Here is a 15,289-nt window from a genome sequence, read left to right as displayed (position 1 = left end):
CGCCGGCGCGGTCCCGGTGGCGGCGGGTGCCCCGGGCGGGCCACCGGCCGTCCGCGGGGGACGGCCGGTGGCCGGGAGGGAGTCGGGCACCGGGTCAGCTTCCTGTGGGACGGACGAGGAGGGCGGCCGTCCGCAGCAGGATGCGGATGTCCTGCCACAGCGACCAGGTGTCGATGTACGCGTTGTCGAAGCGGGCCCGGTCCTCGATGGACGTGTCGCCGCGCAGCCCCTGGACCTGCGCGAGCCCGGTGATGCCGGTCTCCATCCGGTGCCGTGACCGGTATCCGTCGTACGTCCGGCTGAACTGCGCCACGAAGTACGGGCGTTCGGGGCGCGGTCCGACCAGCGACATGTCCCCGCGGAAGACGTTCCACAGCTGCGGCAGCTCGTCCAGCGAGGTCCGGCGCAGGAAGCGGCAGAAGGCGTTGACCCGGCTGTCGTCGGCGACACTCCAGAGGGTGGCCGCCTCCTGGGGGTCGGCGGGGCGCAGGGTACGGAACTTGAGCAGGGTGAACCGGCGTCCGCCCTTGCCGACGCGTTCCTGGCGGAACACCACCCCGGGTCCGTCGACGATCCGGATCACCGTCGCGCACAGCAGCAGCACCGGGGCGCCGAGCAGCAGCAAGGCACCCGACACGACCACGTCCAGGGCCCGTTTGCCGGGGTGGGTGCGGCGGGTGCGGGGCGCGAGGAGCGCCGTGTACGCGAAGCCCGCGAGCCGGGGTGCGCCCGCGCCCGGGAAGCCGTTCGCCGGGCGGAACCCGGCGGTGTCGGGGTCGATCCGCCACAGTCCGCAGCCCAGTTTGCCGAGGGTGCGCAGCAGCGGGGCCTGTACGCGGCAGGTGTCCGCGCCGACGACGAGCACCTCACGTACGCCGTTCTGCACAAGGGCGCGCCGTACCTCGTCGGTGGTGGTCAGCGTCGGCAGCACCGGGCCGGGCGGGACGGGGAGGTCCGCGGCCGGGGCCGGGTCGGCGGGGATGTCCGGGTCGGTGACGACGCCGACCGGGCGGACCCCGCAGCCGGGATGCCGCAGCAGGGCCGCCGCGACCAGCCGGGCCGGGCCCGCCGGTCCGACGACCAGCGTGGCGTGGGGCCGGCGCGTCAGGCGTCCGCGGCGGCGCGCGTACACGATCCCGCGCCCCGCGCACGAGGTGAGCACCTGCGCCGCGCACCCCAGGGCGAGCGCGCGCGGAGACAGCGCGAAGGCCGGGGAGAGCGCCCCCAGGACCGCGCCGAGCAGCGCCCACGCCACCATGACCCGCCCGCACAGCGCGGGCAGTTCGTCCAGCGCGTCGGGCGCGGTCACCGTACGGCGGCGCAGCGCGGCCCGCGCGTGCCAGCCGCCGACGCCGACGGTCAGCACCGCCAGGATCAGCGGATGCCGCTGCGGGGCGCCGAGCGCGAGCACGGCGAGCAGCCCCGCCGTGCCGTCCACCGCGAGCACCGGCAGGTCCCGGCGCGGACGCGGCGCGGCCGTCCGGCCCGCCGGGGGCGCGCCCGCGCCGGACAGCGGCCGGGGCGGCAGCGGAGAGAGGGCGCCGGACGGGCGCGCGGTCACCGGCGGGGCGAGCCGGGCGGTGCCGGCGGCCCGGACGGTGGGCGACGGCCGGAGGGTCCCGGCGCGCGCGGCGCCGCCGGGGCGCGTGGACGTGGCGGTGCGGACCCCGCCCGCGGTGCGCGCCGGTCCGGCCGGCCGGGGGGTGCCGGGCAGCCCGGACCCGGGAACGGTGGAGCCGCTGCGTCCCGCGCGCGGCTGTCCCACGGGCGGAGGAACGGTGCTTTCCGCGGTCACGAGGTGGTGGACTCCCTGCACTTGGGGCGCTCCGCGCCGAGGATGTCGCGGTACACGGCCGCGACGGCCCGCGCGGACTGCCGCACATCGTGGGTGGTGAGGACGTGCCGACGGCCCTGTGCGCCGAGTGCCGCCCGCCGGGGGGCGTCCAGCAGCAGCCCGGCCGCCGCGCGTGCCAGCGCGGCGGGATCCCCGGGAGGCACGAGACAGTACGCGCGATGGCCGGGCGCGAGGCTCTCGCGCGCCCCGGCGACATCGGTCAGCAGCACGGGCCGCCCGCACGCCATCGCCTCCAGCGGGGCCAGCGCCATCCCCTCCCACCGGGACGGGAGGACGACGAGGTCGGCGGCCCGGTACCAGGGGGCGGGGTCCTCGGCGGCCCCGGCGAAGATCACCCCTTCGGGTGAGCCGGCGCGCAGCCGTTCCCCGTCCGGCCCGTCACCCACGAGGGCCAGCCGCGCCCCGGGGACCCGTCGTACGACCTCGGACCAGGCCCGCAGCAGCACGTCCTGCCCCTTCTGGCGGCAGAGCCGGGCGACGCACACGACGAGGGGGGCGCGCGGGTCGGTCCCGGCGAGCGCGGGCGGCGCGTCGTGGGGGGCGCGGCGCGCGCGGGGCAGTACGTCGTGCGCGGGGGGCTCCGGCCGGAACCGGTCGGTGTCCACGCCGTTGGGGACGACCGTCCAGTGGCCGCGTACCCCGGCGGCCTCGCCCGTGGCGCGTTCCGCCTCGCTGACGCACACGATCCGCGAGGCCCAGCGTGCCGCGCCGACCTCCCAGCGGCGGGCGAGCCGGGCGGCGGTCCCCTCGACGGCCTCGAACGACCAGGCGTGCGGCTGGAACACGGTCGGTACCCGGCCCCGCAGCGCGAGCCGGGCGGCGAGTCCGGCCTTGGCGCTGTGCGCGTGGACGAGTCCGGGACGGGTGCGGGCGATCAGCCGGGCCAGTGCGCGGATCTCGGAGGGCAGCGCGGTGCCGGGGGAGCGGGTGGCGTCCCAGCGCAGCCAGTCGGCGCCCGCGGCGGTCACCCATCCGGCGAGCGGCCCCTGTTCGGGGCAGGCGACGAGGAGGCGCGGCGCGTCGGGGGCCGTGAGGTGCTGCTGGATCAGGTCCAGCACCACCCGGGGCACCCCGCCCGTCACGGGCTGCACGACGTGCAGCACCCGGGGCGGCGCGTCGGCCGGGGCGCGGCCGGGCCGTGGCGGCCGCGCGGCCCGCGCCGCTTCGGCGCGGGTGTCCGGCCGGCCCGTCGGGGACGGGTTACTCGGCATCGGTGTCGGTCTCGACCGCGAGGAACAGGACCCCCGCCCAGGCGGCGTCCCGTTCGGCGGTCAGCCGCAGATCGAGCCGCCCGCCGCCGTCGGCGACCGCCTCGCCGAGCTCCAGCACGTCGGAGTCGTACCCGAGGGTGCCGGTGTGGGCGGGGTCGCGGCGGGGCTGCGAGGTGCCGGGCTCGGTGACGGTGGAGTTGAAGAGGTCACCGGCCGGGTTGCCGGGGCCGGACAGGGTGGCCGCGGCGCGCCTGCCGACGGAGAGGGTCAGCGCGTCGCCGCTGGTGCCGGTGTCGCCGTTGTAGACGACGAACCCGGCCTGGCCGCGGGCCCCCGCCGGGGCGGCGGCGCCGTCGAGCCGCAGCGCCGCGTCGTTCGGGCTCTCGCCCAGGTACTGGAAGCCGTCCCACAGGCTGAGCTGCCGCAGCGGCTCGCTCGCCCGCTCGTACGCCACGACCAGCGTCCAGCCGCCCCACGCGCCCGCCTGCGAGTGCCCCATGGCCACATTGACCTGGGCGACCGTCCACAGTCCCGTGCCGCCGGAGCGCACCAGGCCGGTGACGTCCGCGGAGGCCTGGAAGGCGTCCGCGCCGCCCGCGATCCGGTGCCCGACGACACTGTCCGCGAGGACCTCCTTGTACGAGCCGCCCGGCTCGGCGACGAGCACCCGCCCGTTGTCCCGGGCCGGCTTCTGCTCACCCACCAGCAGATTGCCGCCCCAGTACAGCCGCGCGTACGAGACCTTCGCCCCGGCGGGCGCGCGCAGTTCGCCGCGGCTGGAGTTGTAGGTGTTCGGGTCGGAGTCGACGTCGGTGTAGAACATGTCGAAGTCGTCGTTGGCCGCGGCGCGTCCGTCCCGCGCGTCGGCGCAGGACACGGCGGACGGGGTGGGCGCGGGTCCGCGGCAGGTGATCGACGTGTTGGCGGCCCGGGTGATGCCGCCGTGCTGCACGGCGTGGAACCGCTGGGCGAACGGCACGCTCGCCGCCTCCGAGGCGTACGGCGCGATGCGCGGGGGAGCGGCGGGCCGTGCGTCGGGTACCCCGGCGGGGAGCGCGGGGGCGACGACGCCGCCCGGCCTGCCGTCGTCGGGGTCCGCCCCGTGGACGGGCGGGGCCTGGACGAAGCCGCCCGCCGCCACCGCGCAGAGCGAAAGGACACACACCGTGGTACGCGGCGGCAGCAGCCGTCTGAGGACCGGGGCGAAGGAATTGCGCATGACCGGCATTGCCCTTTCGGGGATGTAAAGATCCTGAACCCGTCGGAAGGCAGTATGACCATCACACATCGACGAAGCGGGACTCCCCACCGCCGATTCGGCCGTCCGTGGGGAGGGAAGCCACTCTAACCGCCGAGCTTATTTGCTGCTGATACCGCGGAAGTCTGTGTGTCGGATTAATGGGTATCCGCGATTTCGTTCGGCACTCTCGCGGGTGTTGTTGAGCGGGAGCGCCGAGAGATCACCCTTTCGGATGCGGAACCCGCCGGAGGGTCGGACGTTGGTCCATGGGCCGGGCATCCTCGCCTGGTGCGTCACCCAACGATCTAGGAGCATTACTTCCATGTCGCGTACCGCGAAGGCTCTCGTCCTGTCCACCGTCGCCGCCGCCGCTGTCGCGGGCGCCGCGGGCGTCGCCGCCGCCGACGCCGGGGCCCAGGGCGCGGCCGTGGGCTCCCCCGGTGTGCTCTCGGGCAACGTCGTCCAGGTCCCGGTCCACATCCCCGTGAACGTCTGCGGCAACACCATCGACGTCATCGGCATCCTCAACCCCGCGTTCGGCAACGTCTGCGTGAACGACTGAGGTCCGACCTTTCCGCGAGCCGCCCGCCCCCTTCCGGGGCCGGGCGGCTCGTTCGTTTGTACGGATGTCCTGGCGGCGCAATTGCAGGGCTCCGGAGTTCCTCCGGCGGCGGCCGGTGCGGGCGATTTCCGGGCTCTTCGACGGGCTTCCTGGTGGAATTCCGTACGGGTGATCGGATTGCGCTCATGTATTCGTGAGAAAAGGTCCTTCTCTCGCTCTATTTTTCATATAAAACCATCGGAACGGGTCCTGCCCTGCCTCGGGTGAATGGTGGGGAAACACCTTCGGGTGGGGGTTGTGTGCAATTCGCTCTCCGGCGGTTTCCGGCACGGCCGGAGGTCGTTAGTCCACGCGGTAGGACGCATTCCCACTGGCGGCCCCCGGGCCGCCGAAGAAAGGAACACGATGAAGCCCCTCAAGGCCGCCGCTCTCGTTGCCGGGTCCTTCGCCCTGGCCGGTGCCGCCGCACCGGCGTTCGCCTCCGACCTCACGCCCACCAGCCTGAACGGCGCGCTGGACACCCTCACCACGCAGCAGACGCTCGACGCGCAGCCGCTGCACTCCAACGCGATCGACACGGAGCGGAAGGGCTCCCTCCTGTACGGCCTCAACGAGACCACCGACCAGCTGAACGCGGGCGGCGCCCAGACCGGTCCGCTGCTCGGCGGGCTCCCCGTCGGCAAGTAGCCACCGCGGTCCGCGCGCGGCGGTGCGTGAGGGGACCGGCGCGCGGACCCCACCCGCGCTCGTCGCACGCCACGCGCGCGACCCCCAACGTGTGATCCCCGTACGCGTGTCCCTCGGACGAGTGACACGAATATCCGGGTCATCCTCATATGTCGCTACGGTGCCGGGGTGACCTCAACCCCCACTGACAAGCGCCCCCTCCACCCCGCTGAGCTGGGCACCCTCGCCGTCATGGCCTGGAGCGGCGAGCACCCCGACGAACGGGGGGACCTCGCCTTCCTCCTCGCCTACTCCCTCGGTGACGGGCCCGGTGGCGCGGAGGGCACCTCGGCCGCGGTGCGCCGGCTGCTGGAGAACACCGGGCTGCCCCCCGGCGGGCCCGTCATCGACGCGCGGACCCGGCCCAGTTTTCCGCTGACCCTGCTGGTCGAGGCGGGGCAGGCCGTCGTCAACATGCCTCATCTGAACGCGCAGTGCGTGGTGCCGCGGGAGTGGCTCGCGGCGGTGGAGGAGCGGGGGCACGCGTACTTCCTCTTCGCGACGGTGCCTTGGCCCGAGGGGACTCCCGGGGTCGAGATGACGGAGCGGACGCTGTCCGCTTTCGCGGGGGACGAGGGGGTGTTGGCGACTGCCGCGCACTGTCTGCTGCCGGCGCGGAGCCTGCGGAGCTGAAGCTCCGTTCGGGTGCGCGGTTCTTCCCTGCGGGTCGCCTTCGCTTGCGCTTCCCAGGTCTGTCCGGGTCGGCGCACTCGTTCCTGTGCCGTCGCTCGGTGGGTGCGCAGTTCCCCGCGCCCCTGGATGCTGCCCCCTTGCGGTCGTTCGTCGGGTGCGGGGCCGCCCTCGTCTTTTGCGCAGTTCCCCGCGCCCCTTTGGGGCGCTCCCGGCTTGTTCTTCGGGTCGGTGCCGGTCGGGATTCTCCGTCCTCGCTCCAACGCGCTCGGTCGGACGTCCCTCTTGCCCGACTGAAGAGCATCGGAGTCTGCGGGCAGAGATTCCCGCCCACCCCCTCCCGCAGCCATGCGACTGCACGAGGAGGATGGTCCAACCCCGTCCCCGCAGACAGAGAACAGCCTCAGAAGGGCGCCCCCAAAGGGGCGCGGGGAACTGCGCGAGCAACCACGGACCATCCGCGGCCGAACGGCTACCGCAAGGGGCGCCCCAAAGGGGCGCGGGGAACTGCGCGAAGACGAGGGCCGGCCCGCAGCCGAAGAGCGACCGCAAGAGGCAGCATCCAGGGGCGCGGGGAACTGCGCACCCCCGGACGTACCTGCACGGGGACAAGTGCGTTCGGGTGGGGAACCTTGGGGGCGCGGGCGGAGGCGACCCGCACAGGGACAAGCGCCAGGTACAGGTAACCCGGGGGCGCGGGCGTAGGCGGGGTTTGGGCTGGATGGGGGAGTGGGTGGGGGAGGGTGACCTCTGGGGGGAACGGACGTTGAGGTAGGGAAAGTACGACCGTATGGAAGGGAGGTGCCCGGTGCCCGGGACGATCACCGCACACCGCACCCGCAGGACCCTGCTGCGCACCCTGTTCACCGCGGCCGTGGCGACCACCACCGCCACCGCCCTCGCCCCCCTCCTCGCCGCGACCCGCGAACCCCACCGCCCCCGCGCGCCCCGCGCCCCCGCCGAGCTCCTGTTCGAGGAGACCTACCGGGGCCGCCGGATCGAGGGGCGGGGCCCCGGGACACCGACCGCCGCCCGGACCCGCCCGGTGGGGCACCACGGGTCCGGCGGGCCGCGGGTCACCATCGACGGGCGGCCCCTGCCGCTGATGCGCCGGGCCGACGGCAGTTATCTGAGCGTGGTCGACCACTACGTCTCGTACCCGACCCCCCTCGCCGCGGCCCGCGCCGCCGTGGACGAGCTGGGCCCCGCCCGTCTCGCGCCCGGCACCGGCGCGCGGAACGTCTGAGCCGGGGGAGGGGACCCATGGCGCACACCCGCAAGAACGTCACCGCGCTCACCCGCGCGGAGCGCAAACGTTTCGTGGACGCCGTCCTCGCGATGAAACGCCGGGGCCGTTACGACGAGTTCGTCCGGCTGCACATCGAGCACTACGTCGCCGACGGCGAGGGCGACCGCCGGGTCGCGCACATGGCGCCGTCGTTCCTGCCGTGGCACCGCCGGTTCCTGCTGGAGTTCGAGCGCGCGCTCCAGCGGGAGGTGCCCGGGGTCACCGTCCCGTACTGGGACTGGACGAAGGACCGTTCGCCCCGCGCGCTCCCCTGGACCGACGACCTGCTCGGCGGGACCGGGCACGGGCCCGACCGGCGGGTGGAGAGCGGCCCGTTCGCGCGGGCCAACGGCTGGGTGGTGCGGGAGAACACCACGGACGACGACCATCTCGCCCGGGACCTGGGCCGCCCCTCGCGGCCGTTCCCGCTGCCGTCGAAGGAGGAGCTCGCGTACGCCATGGAGCAGTCGGCGTACGACGTGGCGCCGTGGAACTCCACCGTCACGTCCGGGTTCCGCAACACGCTGGAGGGCTGGACCTCGGCGCGTACCGGGGACGACCGCTGGCGCAACCACAACCGGGTGCACCGCTGGGTCGGCGGGACGATGCTCGGCGGGGCGTCGGTGAACGACCCGGTGTTCTGGCTGCACCACTCGTTCGTGGATCTGCTGTGGTCCCGGTGGCGGGCGTCCCGGCCGGACGGGGCGTACCAGCCCGCGGAGCCGCCGGGGATCGGGTCGGTCCAGCGGGGCCGGGTGGTCGCCCGGCATGAGCGGATGACGCCGTGGGACGAGACACCCGCGGCCATGGATGACCACAGCCGCATCTACCGGTACCGGTGAGCCGGTACGCGAAACCCCCGTCAGCAGGTGAAGGCCGCTGACGGGGGCGCTCGTACGACCGGGGTGCCGTACGCGGGGGAATCAGGCGCCGTAGCCGGACTGGGCCTGGGGGGCGCTGCCGTTGACGCAGGCGTTGCCGAACGCGGGGTTCAGGATGCCGACGACGTCGATGGTGTTGCCGCAGACGTTGACCGGGATGTGCACCGGGACCTGGACGATGTTGCCGGACAGGACGCCCGGCGAGCCGATGGCCGCGGCCTCCGCGCCCGAGCTGGCGGCGGCCATGCCGGCGCCGCCGAGCATGACGGCGCCCGTGCCGACGGCCAGGACGGCTGCCTTCGCGATGCGAGACATCACGTACTCCTTCAGTTGGTTGTGCTGTGGTTCGTGTGCGGCGCCGAGGGACGGCGTCCGCACTCCCCCTTCAACGTCGGGAGGCGGCCCGGGTCACGGTTTGTGGGCCCTTGGGCAGGGGAAGAGCGCCGAGCGGGTGGCGGGGCCGTCAGACGAGGACGAGGACGACCTCGGTGGCCTTGACGCTGGTGAAGACCTCCGAGCCCTCGCGCAGCCCGAGATCGGCGGCGGCCCCGGGGGTGATCTCCGCGACCAGGTCGGGGGCGGTGGCGGAGGTGACGAGGACCCGCAGTCTGCTTCCCACGGCGGTGAGTTCGCCGACCGTGCCGGACCAGACGTTGCGGGGGCTGCCGGTGGGGCGGTCCCGGTGCAGGGACACCGCCTCCGGGGCGATCACCGCGAGGGCCCCGGCGCCGGGGGGCAGGGGTTCGGCGGCGATGACGAGGGTGCCGTCCGGGGTGCGCAGCCCGTCGGCGGTGGCCGTGCCGGCCCAGGCGTTGTGCCCGAGCATCCGGGCCACCCACGGGGAGCGCGGATGGCGGCTCACCTCGGCGGGCGGGGCGTCCTGCACGGTACGGCCGTCCTCCAGGACGAGGACCCGGTCCGCGAGCGACACGGCCTCCACCGGGTCGTGGGTGACGATCAGACAGACGCCGTCGAAGTCGTCCAGATGGCGGCGCAGGGTGGTGCGGACCCGGGCGCGGGTCGTCTGGTCGAGGGCGGCGAGGGGTTCGTCGAGCAGCAGCAGCCGGGGGCGGGCGGCGAGCGCGCGGGCCAGTGCCACCCGCCCGGCCTGGCCGCCGGAGAGCTGGCCGGGGCGGCGTCCGGCGAGATGGCCCACCTCGAGCCGGTCGAGCCAGTGCTGGGCCGCGGCCCGCGCCTCGGCGCGCGGGACGCCCTGGGCGCGCGGCCCGTACGCGGTGTTGGCGAGGGCGGTGAGATGCGGGAACAGGGCCGGTGACTGGGGGACCCAGGCGGTGGAGCGCCGGTGCGGCGGCGCGTCGGTGAGGTCGGTGGCGCCGAGCCGGAGGGCGGCGTGGGAACGGGTGGGCAGCCCGAGCAGGGCGCGCAGCAGGGTCGTCTTCCCGGCGCCGTTGGGACCGACGACCGCGAGGGTGGTGCCGCCCTCGGCGGTGAGGGCGAGCTCGGTGAATCCGGTGAGCCGGGCGTCGAGGGCGGTGGCCCGGGGCGCGCGGTCGGCGGGTACGGAGTCGGGTAGGGGTGCGGGGTCCTGCGCCGGGTCCGGTGCGGAGGGGCCGGGTTCGGGTGCCGTTCGTGGTTCGGGGGCCGGGTCGCGGTCGGCGCGGGGTGCGGCGGTGGCCGGGGTCGTCGTCCAGCGGCCGCGGAGGGCGATCAGGACGGCCATGGCGATGGCGAGCAGCAGCAGGGAGACCGAGGTCGCCGCCTCCGGGTCGTCCTGGAGCAGCAGGTACACATGCAGGGGGAGGGTCTGGGTGGTGCCGGGGAGGTTGCCCGCGAAGGTGATCGTCGCGCCGAACTCACCCAGCGCGCGGGCCCAGGTCAGGGCGGCGCCCGCGGCGAGTCCGGGGGCGACCATCGGCAGCGTCACCGTACGGAACACCCGGAACGGGCTCGCGCCGAGGGACGCCGCGGCCTCCTCGTAGCGGGTGCTGAGCGCGGCGAGCGTGCCTTCCAGGCTGATGACCAGGAACGGCATCGAGACGAAGGCCGCCGCGACGACGGCGCCCGCGGTGTGGAAGGGGAGGGTGATCCCGAACCAGTCCTCCAGCCAGGGGCCGAGCAGTCCGCGCCGTCCGAAGCCGAGGAGCAGCGCGACGCCGCCGACGGTCGGCGGCAGGACCATCGGCAGCAGGACCAGGGTCCGCACGAACGCCTTGCCGCGGAACAGGACGCGGGCCAGCAGCCAGGCCAGCGGCACCCCGAGCAGCAGGGCGAGGGCGAGGGCCCAGCCGGAGACGACCAGCGACAGACGCAGCGCGGTGACCGCCCCGGGCGCGGTCAGATGCTCCGCGAGGTCGCCCCACGGGGTGCGGGCGAGGATGCCGAGCAGGGGCAGCATCAGGAACGCGACGGCGAGCGCCGCGGGCAGTGCGAGGGCCAGCGGGGGGCGGGCCGGCGGGGTGGTGCCGGGTGCGCGGGCCGGGCGGGTCTTCATGGCGTGATCCTCGGGGACGGCGCGGCGGGGGCGGCGGTGCCCCCGCCGGTGCGGCGGGTCACGGCTTCTGGAAGCCCGCGTCCTGGAGGATCTTCTGGGCGGCGGGCGTGGACAGCCATTCCACGAACGTCTGGGCCGCCGCCACGTTCTTCCCGCCCTTGATGACGGCCGCCGGGTACTGGGCGATGGCGTTCTGGTCGTCGGGGACGGTGATCGCGTCGACCTTGTCCGTCGCGGTCGCGGCGTCGGTCTTGTAGACGATTCCGGCGTCCGCCTCGCCGAGTTCGACCTTGCTGAGGACGGCGCGGACGTTGGGCTCCTCGGACACCGGCTCGACATCGATCTTCTGCGCGTCGAGCACCTGGCGGCTGTAGCGGCCGACGGGGACCTCGGGCGCGGCGAGCACGACCTTCAGCTTCGGGTCGGCGAGGTCCTTCAGTCCGTCGACCTTGTCGGGGTTGCCCTCGCGGGTGGCGATGACGAGCCGGTTCCTGGCGATGACCGACGGGGTGCCCGTGTCGGCCTTCAGCCCGTCCATGGTCCTGGTGTCGGCGGTGACGATCGCGTCGGCGGGGGCGCCCTGGCGGACCTGGGCGGCCAGTTCCTGGGAGCCCGCGAAGGAGAACGTGAGGGTGGTGCCCGGGTGGGCGTCCTCGTACGCGCCCTTCACCGTGCCGAAGACATCGGTGAGGGACGCGGCGGCGAGGACCGTGAGCTTCGCGGAGTCCTGGGCGCCGGAGTCCTTCTTCTCCTCGTCGTCGCCGCAGGCGGCGAGCAGCGGTATGAGGAGCGCGGTGGCGGCGAGGGCGGTGGCGGCTGTGCGGGCCGGGGAGCGGGACATCGGGGACTCCTTGGAGGACTTCGAGGGTGCGGGACGGACAGGGGAGCCCCGTCAGCTCCGGTCGATGTGCACATTGGTGGACTTGACCCGGGCGGTGGCCTGCACACCCACATCCAGGCCGAGTTCCTCCACGGCCTCCCGGGTGAGCAGGGAGACCAGCCGGTGCGGTCCGGCCTGGATCTCCACCTGCGCGGCCACGTCGCCGAGCTTCACGGCGGTGACGATGCCGGGGAACGCGTTGCGCGCGGAGGTGTAGGAGACGTCGTTCTCGCCCTCGCCCTGGGCGAGTTCGACGGAGAACGCGGCGAGGTCCACGCCGTCGACGAGTCGGCGCCCGCCCTCGTCGCGGTGCGTGGCGATCCGCCCGGCGTCGGCCCAGCGGCGCGCGGTGTCCGCGCTGACGCCGAGGAGACGGGCGGCCTGTCCGATGGTGTACGACGGCATGTGCGCCACGATATGGATGAGGGGAGCGCATGTGCAAGCTAATGGAGGAATATGCGTCGCATCTGCGGGCCTCTTCGCTCTGTGCCGCAGGTTCCGCGGGGCGGGGGCGCCGCTACGCTACGGCCTCATGACCCGACCCGTGCCGTACTCGCGCCCGACGCCCGATCGGCCCGCTCCGGTGTGGGTCATCAGCGCGGCATCGCTCGCGGTCTTCCTGGTCACGTGGACGCTGAGCTGGGTCAAGGCGTATCTGGTGAACGACGATCTGCCCAGCTTCTGCTCCGACGTCCGGCGGGGGAGTTTTCCGCCCGAGGTGTCGTGCGTGGCCGGGGACGGGTCGGTGTCGGGCGCCAACGCGTGGTGGGTGGACCCGTTGTTCTACGCCTCCGGCGGGGTGGGCCTGGCGTTCGGGGCCCTCGCCTTCGCGATTGCGGCGGGTCAGGGACCCGCGCGCCGCTGAGCCCTCCGGGGGGCCTGGGTTTCCTGTGCGGGTCGCCTTCGCTTGCGCTTCCTAGGTCTGTCCGGGTGAGCCCACTTGTTCCTGTGCCGTCGTTCGGTGGGTGCGCAGTTCCCCGCGCCCCTTTGGGGGCGCTCCTTGAGGCTGTCGGTCAGGTGCAGGTCCTTGGGGTTGAACCATCCTCCTCTCGCAGGCGCCCGGCTGCGGGAGGGGGTGGGCGGGAATCTCTGCTCGCAGACTCCGATGCTCTTCAGTCGGGTACGGGTACGTCGTACCGAGCGTGTCGGATCGAGGACGGAGAATCCCGACCGGCACCGACCCGAAGAACCGGCCGGGTGCGCCCCAAAGGGGCGCGGGGAACTGCGCACCCCACGAGCGACAGCACAGGAACGAAGTGCGCCCAGCCGGACAGACCTGGGAAGCGCAAGCGAAGGCGACCCGCGGGGAACTGCGCGAACCCCACGAGCGACGGCACAGGAACGAAGTCCGCCCCGCCGGACGGACCTCCCGGCACGGCCGTGTCAGGGGTCGGGGTCGGACGGGGGGGCCGGGGGTGGGGTCGGGGCGCCGGGGAGGCGTACCGTTACGGACGTACCGCCACCTGGGGCCGCGCGCAGCGCAACCGTACCGCCGGACTGCTGCACCGTACGGGCCACGATCGCCAGCCCCAGCCCCGACCCGGGCAGACTCCGCGCGGAGGGCGACCGCCAGAACCGGTCGAAGACATGCGGGAGTTCCTCGGACGGGATACCGGGCCCATGGTCCCGGACGGTCAGCTCACCGCCCCGCAGCGACACCTCGACCCGCTCACCGGGCGGGCTGAACTTCACCGCGTTGTCGAGGATGTTGACGAGCGCCCGTTCCAGCGCGGGCGCCTCCCCCCGTACGTACCAGGGGGTGAGGTCCGTGCGGAACGTCAGCTCGGGGCCCCGCAGCCGCGCCCGCCGCAGCGCCGCCTCGGTCAGCTCGTGCAGCGGCAGCACCAGGACCCGGCTGCCGCTGTCGGGACGGGACAGCTCCTGGAGGTCACCGATGAGCGCGGCGAGCTCCGTCATCTGCGCGGTGACGGAACTGAGCAGTGCCGCCCGGTCGTCGGCGGGCAGCGCCCGCCCGGTCTCCTCGCTGCGGACGAGCAGCTCGACATTGGTGCGCAGCGAGGTCAGCGGGGTGCGCAGCTCGTGCCCCGCGTCGGCGATGAGCTGCTGCTGGAGGTCCCGGGAGGAGGCGAGGGCCGCCGTCATCGCGTTGAACGAGCGGGAGAGCCGGGCGATCTCGTCGTCCCCGCCGACCGGGATACGCACCGACAGGTCCTCGGTGAGGGCCACGTGCTCCACCGCCCGGGTGAGCTGGTCGACGGGCCGCAGCCCGGTACGGGCGACCCACGCGCCCGCCGCCCCCGCGCCGACCGCGCCGAGACCGGCCGCGAGGACCAGCAGCACGGTCAGATCCGTGAGCGTGTTGTTGACGTCGCTGAACGGGCGCGCCACCGAGACCGCCCAGGGCAGATTGTCGACCCGGTAGGTCAGGACCCGGAACTCCTTGCCGTCCACGGACCGCGCGTCGTGGAACACGCTGTGCAGGGTGCCGTCGGCGACCGCCTTGTCGGTGCCGCTCAGCGCGATCGGGGCGTTGCCGATGATCACGCAGCTCTGCCCGGTGGGTTCGATGAGCTGTACGGTCACGCCGAACCACACATTGTCCTTGGCGGGGATGCGCGGTGCGCATTCCCGGTTCTCGTTGAGGAGCGCCACGACCTGGTTGGAGGTGAGCCGGTTCGCGCTCAGCGACTCGTCCAGGGAGTCCACGAGCGCGCCCCGCACCACGAACCAGCTCGCCGTGGCGACCGCCGCGACCGCGACCGCCACCACCACGGCCACCAGCAGCGCGAGCCGGGAGCGCAGCGGCAGGGCCCGCAGCCGGCCCAGGGGCCCGCCGCGGGCCGCCGGGCCGGGAGCGGTCACGGGGTGCCGTCCGGTCCGCCGGGGCGCAGCACGTAGCCCACGCCCCGCACGGTGTGCACGAGGCGCGGTTCGCCGCCCGCCTCGGTCTTGCGGCGCAGGTACATCACGTACACGTCGAGGGAGTTGGAGGTGGGTTCGAAGTCGAAGCCCCACACCGCCTTGAGGATCTGTTCGCGGGTGAGGACCTGGCGGGGGTGCGCGAGGAACATCTCCAGCAGGGTGAACTCGGTGCGCGTCAGCTCCACGGGCCGCGCGCCCCGGTGCACCTCACGGGTGGCCAGGTCCATCCGGAGGTCCCCGAAGGCGAGGATGTCGCCCTCCTCGGCCTGTCCGGCGGTGGCGGCGTACGAGCTGCGCCGCAGCAGGGCCCGCAGCCGCGCGAACAGCTCGTCCAGTTCGAACGGCTTGACGAGGTAGTCGTCGGCGCCCGCGTCGAGGCCGGTGACACGGTCGCCGACGGTGTCCCGGGCGGTCAGCATCAGGATCGGCACCAGGCTGCCGGAGGCGCGGACCCGGCGGGCCGCCGTCAGCCCGTCCATCCGGGGCATCTGGATGTCCAGGATGATCAGGTCGGGGCGGGTGGCCGCGGCCTTCTCCAGGGCGTCCGCCCCATCGACGGCGACCTCGGTGGCGTACCCCTCGAAGGCGAGTGAGCGACGGAGGGCCTCACGTACCGCGGGCTCGTCGTCGACGATCAGGATGCGCTGCTGGTCGCCGTCGGGGGCGGTGGTCATCGGCGGG

15 protein-coding genes are annotated in these 15,289 nt (G+C 74.2%); 6 read left to right on the top strand and 9 right to left on the bottom strand.

Annotation, left to right across the window (positions count from 1 at the left end; translation table 11 throughout):
* Positions 1–94: 94 nt before the first annotated feature.
* The 3 genes from OG711_RS18340 to OG711_RS18330 form a co-directional block, all read right to left on the bottom strand.
* Positions 95–1,561, bottom strand: a complete 1,467-nt coding sequence (locus OG711_RS18340; RefSeq protein ID WP_079184390.1) for an exopolysaccharide biosynthesis polyprenyl glycosylphosphotransferase — start codon at positions 1,559–1,561, stop codon at positions 95–97.
* 230 nt (positions 1,562–1,791) lie between these two features.
* Positions 1,792–3,066 carry a glycosyltransferase gene (locus OG711_RS18335; protein ID WP_329559794.1) on the bottom strand — a complete coding sequence of 425 codons (1,275 nt, stop codon included), beginning with the start codon at positions 3,064–3,066 and terminating at the stop codon, positions 1,792–1,794.
* Positions 3,056–4,285, bottom strand: a complete 1,230-nt coding sequence (locus OG711_RS18330; protein ID WP_329559793.1) for a DUF3344 domain-containing protein — start codon at positions 4,283–4,285, stop codon at positions 3,056–3,058. The genes OG711_RS18335 and OG711_RS18330 overlap by 11 nt, the downstream gene beginning before the upstream one ends.
* 343 nt (positions 4,286–4,628) lie before the next feature.
* On the opposite strand from OG711_RS18330, the gene OG711_RS18325 reads away from it, so the two are divergent.
* The 5 genes from OG711_RS18325 to OG711_RS18305 all read left to right on the top strand — a co-directional run bounded on the left by OG711_RS18325 (position 4,629) and on the right by OG711_RS18305 (position 8,354).
* Positions 4,629–4,868, top strand: a complete 240-nt coding sequence (locus OG711_RS18325; RefSeq protein ID WP_073783191.1) for a chaplin — start codon at positions 4,629–4,631, stop codon at positions 4,866–4,868.
* Between the two features lie 405 nt (positions 4,869–5,273).
* On the top strand, positions 5,274–5,555 hold the full coding sequence (locus OG711_RS18320) for a hypothetical protein (RefSeq protein WP_073783193.1): 282 nt from the start codon (positions 5,274–5,276) through the stop codon (positions 5,553–5,555).
* A gap of 168 nt (positions 5,556–5,723) precedes the next feature.
* A complete protein-coding gene (locus tag OG711_RS18315; protein WP_073783195.1) occupies positions 5,724–6,227 on the top strand; it encodes a DUF5949 family protein in 504 nt (167 codons plus the stop codon).
* Between the two features lie 805 nt (positions 6,228–7,032).
* Positions 7,033–7,470, top strand: a complete 438-nt coding sequence (locus OG711_RS18310; protein ID WP_245876586.1) for a tyrosinase cofactor — start codon at positions 7,033–7,035, stop codon at positions 7,468–7,470.
* Between the two features lie 17 nt (positions 7,471–7,487).
* Positions 7,488–8,354 (top strand): tyrosinase family protein, encoded by an 867-nt coding sequence (locus OG711_RS18305; RefSeq protein ID WP_329559792.1) that lies wholly within the window; start codon positions 7,488–7,490, stop codon positions 8,352–8,354.
* An 81-nt stretch (positions 8,355–8,435) separates the two neighbouring features.
* On the opposite strand, the gene OG711_RS18300 is transcribed toward OG711_RS18305, so the two are convergent.
* The 4 genes from OG711_RS18300 to OG711_RS18285 all read right to left on the bottom strand — a co-directional run bounded on the left by OG711_RS18300 (position 8,436) and on the right by OG711_RS18285 (position 12,130).
* Positions 8,436–8,708, bottom strand: a complete 273-nt coding sequence (locus OG711_RS18300; RefSeq protein WP_073785303.1) for a chaplin — start codon at positions 8,706–8,708, stop codon at positions 8,436–8,438.
* A gap of 148 nt (positions 8,709–8,856) precedes the next feature.
* Entirely contained in the window at positions 8,857–10,845 is a 1,989-nt protein-coding gene (locus tag OG711_RS18295; RefSeq protein WP_329559791.1) for an ABC transporter permease, read from the bottom strand.
* Between the two features lie 58 nt (positions 10,846–10,903).
* The gene (gene modA, locus OG711_RS18290) at positions 10,904–11,686 is read right to left on the bottom strand and encodes a molybdate ABC transporter substrate-binding protein (RefSeq protein ID WP_329559790.1); all 783 of its coding nucleotides are present in this window, start codon (positions 11,684–11,686) and stop codon (positions 10,904–10,906) included.
* A gap of 51 nt (positions 11,687–11,737) precedes the next feature.
* Positions 11,738–12,130, bottom strand: a complete 393-nt coding sequence (locus OG711_RS18285) for a TOBE domain-containing protein (protein ID WP_329559789.1) — start codon at positions 12,128–12,130, stop codon at positions 11,738–11,740.
* Between the two features lie 127 nt (positions 12,131–12,257).
* Between OG711_RS18285 and OG711_RS18280 the strand changes: the two genes are divergently transcribed.
* On the top strand, positions 12,258–12,590 hold the full coding sequence (locus OG711_RS18280; protein ID WP_143201165.1) for a hypothetical protein: 333 nt from the start codon (positions 12,258–12,260) through the stop codon (positions 12,588–12,590).
* 518 nt (positions 12,591–13,108) lie between these two features.
* On the opposite strand, the gene OG711_RS18275 is transcribed toward OG711_RS18280, so the two are convergent.
* Both OG711_RS18275 and OG711_RS18270 read right to left on the bottom strand, forming a co-directional pair.
* A complete protein-coding gene (locus tag OG711_RS18275) occupies positions 13,109–14,548 on the bottom strand; it encodes a sensor histidine kinase (RefSeq protein WP_073783209.1) in 1,440 nt (479 codons plus the stop codon).
* On the bottom strand, positions 14,545–15,282 hold the full coding sequence (locus OG711_RS18270) for a response regulator transcription factor (RefSeq protein WP_073783211.1): 738 nt from the start codon (positions 15,280–15,282) through the stop codon (positions 14,545–14,547). The genes OG711_RS18275 and OG711_RS18270 overlap by 4 nt, the downstream gene beginning before the upstream one ends.
* Positions 15,283–15,289 lie beyond the last annotated feature (7 nt).

It is taken from the genome of Streptomyces uncialis (assembly GCF_036250755.1).
Taxonomy (GTDB): Bacteria; Actinomycetota; Actinomycetes; order Streptomycetales; family Streptomycetaceae; genus Streptomyces; species Streptomyces uncialis.
Note: the sequence above shows the minus strand (reverse complement) of the source record. Positions and strands in the feature narration are given on the sequence as shown.